The sequence below is a fragment of the Parasphingorhabdus sp. genome (genome assembly GCF_049667325.1).
Taxonomy (GTDB): Bacteria; Pseudomonadota; Alphaproteobacteria; order Sphingomonadales; family Sphingomonadaceae; genus Parasphingorhabdus.
In genome coordinates this window covers 1-6,155 of the sequence record NZ_JBATHY010000259.1, presented here as the reverse complement: position 1 = coordinate 6,155, position 6,155 = coordinate 1, and the positions used below count along the sequence as shown (strand labels likewise).

Here is a 6,155-nt window from a genome sequence, read left to right as displayed (position 1 = left end):
GAAATGTTGGAGCAGGATTCAATTTTCAAAGAGCCATTTTGGAATATGCCATAGGGCGGGATGTGTAGGAAAGGGTTTTGGCGGCCCCAACATCCTCCCTGTCGCGCAGCGACGGGGAGGTGGCAGCCGGAACGGCTGACGGAGGGGCGCGTGCGGCAACAACTTCCCGCCGGGGGAGTCACTGCCAGGGAACGACACACTCATAGAACAACGCACTGCTTCCAAAGGCAACACCGCTCCCGGCCCAACCGACCCCTCCACCATCCTGCGGATGGTCCCCCTCCCCGCCGCTGCGCGGCAGGGAGGAAAGGGTGACTTGCCCGCCTCCCCGCAAGCCGCTAAATCCACCCCATGCGAACCCGCCTCAGCATCTGCCGCAAGAAAAAGCGCTTTGCCAGCGAGGCTGACGCCATCGCCGCCGCGCAGATCGCCACCATCGCCCTGCGTCCCTATCGTTGCGATCGCTGCCTTCACTATCATCTTACCAGCCGCACCAGGGGCAAGCGCCGCTTGCCCGCTGCCCGCTGAGCTTGGGCGCTGTCACAAACGTGAAACAATTTTGCCATGAAAGGGCAACGCGCTACTCGTAGAGCGTTCGGCATGACGCAACCCGGACATAACGAACAGGCGCATTTATGAAATCTCCTATGCTCAAGACAATCGGCCTGCTGGCCGGCACCGCAACGATCGCACTCACTCCCGCGTCCGCGATGGCGGCGCCGCTGACCGAGGAGCAGGCGGCGGCCTTGCTCGGCAAAATGAACCAGCTCGAACGCGAGGTCGCCGATCTCAGGGCACAGCTGGGCAATGTGCAACAAACGCAACAGGTCTCGGCCAGCGCCATTGCCGCTACGGATGCAAAAATTGCTGCGACCGAGGAAAAGCTGGCGCAGCAAGACCCGGTCAAGGTCGGCTGGAAAGGCGCGCCGGAAATGAAAGGCGCGGATGGCTGGAGCTTCAAGCCGCGCGGGCGTCTGCTCTATGACTTTGGTACCGTCAACGCCCCCGACAGCATCGTCGACGCGGGCCTTGGCTTTGGCAACGAGGCGCGGCGGATCCGGCTCGGCGCTTCGGGATCGATCCCGGGCGGCTTCGGCTACAAGCTGGAAGCGGATTTTGCCGACAACGCAATCGACCTCACCGATGCGATCATCACTTATGAAGATGGCGGGCTGACCCTGACCGCAGGCCAGCACAACAATTTCCAAGGGCTGGAAGAATTGTCGAGCAGCAACGACACCAGCTTTATCGAGCGCGCCGGCTTTACCGACGCCTTTGGTTTCGAGCGGCAGGTCGGGCTTTCGGCGCAATATGGCGTATCGGACCTGCTGTTTCAGGCGGGCGTGTTCACCGACAATATCGATGACCTGAGCAGTGACGAGAATGATAGCGTTGGTTTCGACGTGCGCGCGGTGGCGATGCCGAAATTCGGCGATGTCCAGAGTCATTTCGGAGCGTCCTACCATTATCGCGATCTTGGCGACGCCATGACGTCACGCCGCTATCGCCAGCGTCCGGCGGTGCATTTTACCGACACGCGCTTTATCGACACCGGTAATATCAGTGGTGCGGAATCAGAGTCCAGCTATGGCCTGGAAGCGGCGGTGATTTCCGGGCGTTTCCACGCTGCGGCGGAGGGTCACTGGCTCCGGCTGAACCGCACCGGCGCGCTTGCCGATCCGACCTTCTTCGGTGGTTCGGTCGAGGCCGGATTCTTCCTGACCGACGACACGCGCGGCTACAAGGAAGGCGTCTTCAAGGGTGTCAAAGTATCCAATCCGGTCGGCCAGGGCGGGATGGGCGCGTGGCAGATCAATGTCCGTTATGACCATCTCGATCTGGTCGACGCCGGTTTCAGCGGCGGGACGCAGGACGCCTATCAGGCCTCGCTGATCTGGACCGCCAATGACTATGTCCGGTTTCTTATGACTTATGCCAGGCTGGACTATAACAGCGCGGCGATCCTTGCAGCGGGGAGTGGCGACTATTCGGTCGACAGCTTTGCCGGACGGTTCCAGCTGAGCTTCTGAACCGGCGGAGCCTAGCGCGGCAGCCGCTGCATCGGCTCGAGCGGCGGGCTGTCGGGCATCGCATGGAATAGTTCGACGCGTTCAAAGCCGAGGCTGGCATAGAAGCGCCGGTTCGCCGGATTGCTATTCTCGAGATAGGCCATGGTGCCGGTCCGGTCGCAGGCCTCCAGCACCGGCTCAACCAACCGCCGGCCAAGGCCCCTGCCCCTTCCGGCGCTGGCGACGCCGACGGTGAACAGATAGGCGTGAAGCTGGGTCGGATGGTGTTTTGCCATCGCCTCGCCCGCCGCCTTGCCCCGTTTTAGCGCGCCGAGGCCGCCGCTGGCGAACAGTCCCCAATAGGTTTGCAGCGTGCCGGTCAGGGTCGCATCGGCCTTGTCGCCGGGCATCAGCCACATCGCGGCGGCGCGGTCTTCGCCCTCATCCTTCAGGATCTGGCAAAAGCCACCCGGCGCATAAATATGGCGCGCGAGATTGGCAAAGGTCCGCTGCATCGGATCGAAGCCGCCGAACAGCCAGCGGTTGAACGGATCATCGCGAAAAGCGTCGGCGGTGATCGCGGCGAGCGAGGCGACGCTCTCGCGCCCGACGGTGCGGATGCCATGTACCGGCGCGATGTCCGATGCGTTCAGCATCGGGACCGGAACCAGCTGGCGCTAATAGATGCCGCCTTCGGCCTGCAGGAATTCATCATCGGTTTGCGCCGGACCGCGATTGCGATTGGCTTCGTCGGACCGGGCCCGCGCCGCTGCGCGCTCGGCGATCAGCTGGGCCTTGCGGGCTTCGAGACGGGCGAGCAGTTCATCCTTGCGGATCGAGCGACGCGGTTCGGTTTCGGGCTTGAACACGTCCCAGATGACCGCGGACTTCGGGTCATCGGTCGGCCAGCCGCCATAGACTCTTTTGCCCGATTTGCGGTCGACGCGGACCATGCGGACGCCATTGGGCGCAACGAACGGGGTTTTCGGCATGCCGACCATCGCCCGCTCGGCAAAGCGGCGGAAGATCGGCGCGGCCAAAGTCCCGCCCTGGGCATAGCCACCCATGTTGCGCGGCTGGTCATAGCCGAGATAGACGCCGGCAACCATATCGGGCGAGCCGCCGACAAACCAGACATTGGTCGGGCCGCTGGAGGTGCCGGTCTTGCCAAATAGCGGCCGTTCGAGGCTTTTCAGATTCTGTGCGGTGCCGCGGGTGATCACGCCCTGCAAGATGTCAATCATCTGATAGGCGGTGATCGGGTCCATCAACTGTTTCCCTGTCGGACGCGGACGCGGCATCGGCTGTCCGTCCCAGTCGCGCAAATTGCAATTCTCGCATTCCCGCTTGTCGGCGCGGAATATCACCTTGCCCTGGCGGTCCTGAACAAAGTCGATCACCGTCGGCTGCAGTTCGCGGCCATGATTGGCGAGCATCGCATAAGCATTGGTCAGCTTCATCACCGTGGTATCACCGGCCCCCAGCGCAAAGGAGAGATAGGGTTGATAGTCGCCAATCCCCATGGTCTTGATCGTCTTGACAACATTTTCCATGCCGGCATCATTGGCGGCACGGACGGTCATCAGGTTGCGCGATTGTTCGACGCCCCAGCGCAAGGTCTGCTCTCCGGCGCTGCGCGCATTGCCGAAATTCTGGAAACATTTGCGACCGAGAGATGCTGACTGATAGACGCAGAACGGGCTGTCCGGGATCAAGGTGGCCGGGGTCATGCCGTGTTCCAGGGCCGTGGCGTAAACAAACGGCTTGATTGTTGATCCCGGCTGGCGTTCCGCCTGGGTGGCTCGGTTAAACGCGCTCATCCGGTCATCGAAACCACCTTGCATCGCCCAGATCCGGCCATTGCGGGGATTTTGCACGACCATTCCGCCGGAAACTTCCGGCACATTTTCGAGCCGGTAGCTGCTCCCGCCCACGGGACTGACGGCGATAATGTCGCCGGCTTTCATGGCACCGGGTACGTCGTTGATCCGGCCCGTCGTGCCATCTGCAAAGCCGATTTCGGCGCCGCCACCGGCTGTCCGGATGGCGACAGCGATCTGCCAGTTTGCAAAATCAGTACCGATAAAAGTCGAGTTCAGACGCTGGGCCCATTGCTCATCAATCTCGATCTTGCTGATCGGACCGGCCCAGCCCTTCCCGCTGCTATAGCGCAACAAACCGCCGCGCAGGGCGTCTTTGGTATATTCCTGCAATTCCGGGTTCAGCGAGGTGCGCACCCACAGGCCACCGGAATAGACGCTATAGGGACCCGCTTTCTCGTCATCGCCGAATTGCTCGATCAACTGTCGGCGCACTTCCTCGATAAAATAGCCGCCGACCCGCTCGAAACGGGGTCCGGAGCGGGAAATCGCGCCTAGCGGCTGCGCCACGGCTGCCTGATGTTGCGCGGGTGTGATCCAGTCATTGTCGCGCATCTCTCCCAATACCCAGTTGCGCCGGCTGATGGCACGCTGTTCGTGGGCTTCGGGACGATAGTTGGACGGGCCCTTGGGCAGGATCGCCAGATAGGCTATTTCATGCAGCGCGAGCGCGTCGACATCCTTGCCAAAATAAGCCTGGGCGGCGGCCTGTACGCCATAGGCGTTGCGACCGAGGAAAATCTGGTTGAGATAGAGTTCGAGAATTTCCTCCTTGGTCAGCACATCCTCTATCCGGTAGGCAAGGATCGCTTCGCGCACCTTCCGGCGATAGGATACTTCGCTGGTCAGCAGGAGGTTTTTCGCAACCTGCTGGGTGATCGTGGAAGCCCCGACCGGCCGTCCGCTATTGCTGATATTGGTGAGGATTGCGGTCGCGATACCCGGATAGTCCAGACCACCATGTTCGAAAAAAGTACGGTCTTCAGCCGCCAGATAGGCGCGCACCAGAAGCGCCGGATATTCGGAAAATTCAAGCTGCACGCGCCGTTCCCGCGCATAGCTGTGCACCGGCTCGCCATCATAGGCGCGCACCATCGTCGGCAGCGGCGGCTCATAGGTCCGGAGCGCTGTCGCATCGGGCAAATCCCGGGCAAAAATCAGCCAAATCAGAAACCAGCCGAGAACGCACAAGCCGAGGAAGGCCGCGAGCAACCGGAACCATTTCTTCTGCCAGAGATTCTCGATCCGCTCGAAAAAACTGCCGGTGCTTCGTTCAAGCTTGTAGGCGAGGCTTTCTCCAGCCGTATCGGACGCATCATTTACCATAGGCTGCGCTATCTAAACCGCCTCGCGAGCATTTTCCAGCGATTATCGATGAAAATCGCGCACTGCCTCACGGCGGCACGACCGGACAAACTTACACCGGCAAAATTTTCTAGCGCATCGCCAGTTTGCGGGCGAAATGTGACTCGATTGCACTAGCGACACCGGTCGCAACCTTGGACCGGCCTTCGCGGGAATTCAGAAAAGCGACATCATCCTTGTTGGTCAGATAGCCGGTTTCGAACAATACCGATGGTGTATCGGGCGCCTTGAGGACGACAAACGAGGCGTAACGGTGCGGTATTTTGCGAAAATTCATCTGGCGGCTGCTTTCGCGGTGCAGCAATTTGGCGAAATCGGCAGAAACGTTCATGGTTTCACGCTGGGTCAGGTCGATCAGGATCGATGAAACGTCCCGTGTCGCGCCGCCGAGATTGATACCATTGATTATATTGGCCTTGTTTTCGCGCGCGGCCAGCTTGGCCGCTTCTCGATCGGAAGCGACCTCGGACAATGTATAGACGGTGGCTCCGGACGCTTCCTCATTGCCAGCAGCATCGGCATGGATCGACATGAAGAGGTCGGCATCGAGCCGGCGAGCGATGCCATAACGCTCCTCGAGGACAAGAAAATCGTCGCTATCGCGGGTCAGTGCGACCCGCACACGCCCGCCCGCGACCAGTCGGTCACGGATTGCCCGCGCGATCGCTAGAGTCACGTTCTTTTCGCGCGCGGCACCATGGGGAGATATCGCGCCGGGATCGTGCCCGCCATGTCCGGCATCGATGACAACCAGTGGCCTGGTCGGATCATTGGGGCCGTATATTTTCGGCAGGCTGACAGAATCGCGCGGCTTGCCCAGGGGTACTCTAACACTATAGTTGGTTTTCGGCGGCTCCGCGCGGAAATCCAATGGTGGTAAAAAGGACTTCCGGCCCAGAGC

The 6,155-nt window shown here is 60.9% G+C and carries 5 protein-coding genes; 2 read left to right on the top strand and 3 right to left on the bottom strand.

Annotated elements, in window-relative coordinates; translation table 11 throughout:
- Positions 1 to 351 precede the first annotated feature (351 nt).
- The gene (locus tag WBM93_RS11710) at positions 352 to 528 is read left to right on the top strand and encodes a hypothetical protein (RefSeq protein ID WP_424432047.1); all 177 of its coding nucleotides are present in this window, start codon (positions 352 to 354) and stop codon (positions 526 to 528) included.
- Between the two features lie 107 nt (positions 529 to 635).
- Positions 636 to 2,030 (top strand): porin, encoded by a 1,395-nt coding sequence (locus WBM93_RS11705; protein WP_424432046.1) that lies wholly within the window; start codon positions 636 to 638, stop codon positions 2,028 to 2,030.
- Positions 2,031 to 2,041: 11 nt separating this feature from the next.
- Here the strand turns inward: WBM93_RS11705 and WBM93_RS11700 are convergent, their stop codons facing one another.
- From WBM93_RS11700 to WBM93_RS11690, 3 genes are all read right to left on the bottom strand, one after another.
- Positions 2,042 to 2,665, bottom strand: a complete 624-nt coding sequence (locus WBM93_RS11700; protein WP_424432045.1) for a GNAT family N-acetyltransferase — start codon at positions 2,663 to 2,665, stop codon at positions 2,042 to 2,044.
- Between the two features lie 21 nt (positions 2,666 to 2,686).
- Positions 2,687 to 5,215 carry a penicillin-binding protein 1A gene (locus tag WBM93_RS11695; RefSeq protein WP_424432044.1) on the bottom strand — a complete coding sequence of 843 codons (2,529 nt, stop codon included), beginning with the start codon at positions 5,213 to 5,215 and terminating at the stop codon, positions 2,687 to 2,689.
- A gap of 109 nt (positions 5,216 to 5,324) precedes the next feature.
- The coding region (locus WBM93_RS11690; protein WP_424432043.1) for an N-acetylmuramoyl-L-alanine amidase family protein at positions 5,325 to 6,155 on the bottom strand (831 nt) is incomplete at its 5' end.

Bases quoted from the DNA above. Each gene is read 5' to 3' on its own strand.
- WBM93_RS11710 (WP_424432047.1), top strand. From the start codon at position 352: ATGCGAACCCGCCTCAGCATCTGCCGCAAGAAAAAGCGCTTTGCCAGC.
- WBM93_RS11705 (WP_424432046.1), top strand. From the start codon at position 636: ATGAAATCTCCTATGCTCAAGACAATCGGCCTGCTGGCCGGCACCGCA.
- WBM93_RS11700 (WP_424432045.1), bottom strand. From the start codon at position 2,665: ATGCTGAACGCATCGGACATCGCGCCGGTACATGGCATCCGCACCGTC.
- WBM93_RS11695 (WP_424432044.1), bottom strand. From the start codon at position 5,215: ATGGTAAATGATGCGTCCGATACGGCTGGAGAAAGCCTCGCCTACAAG.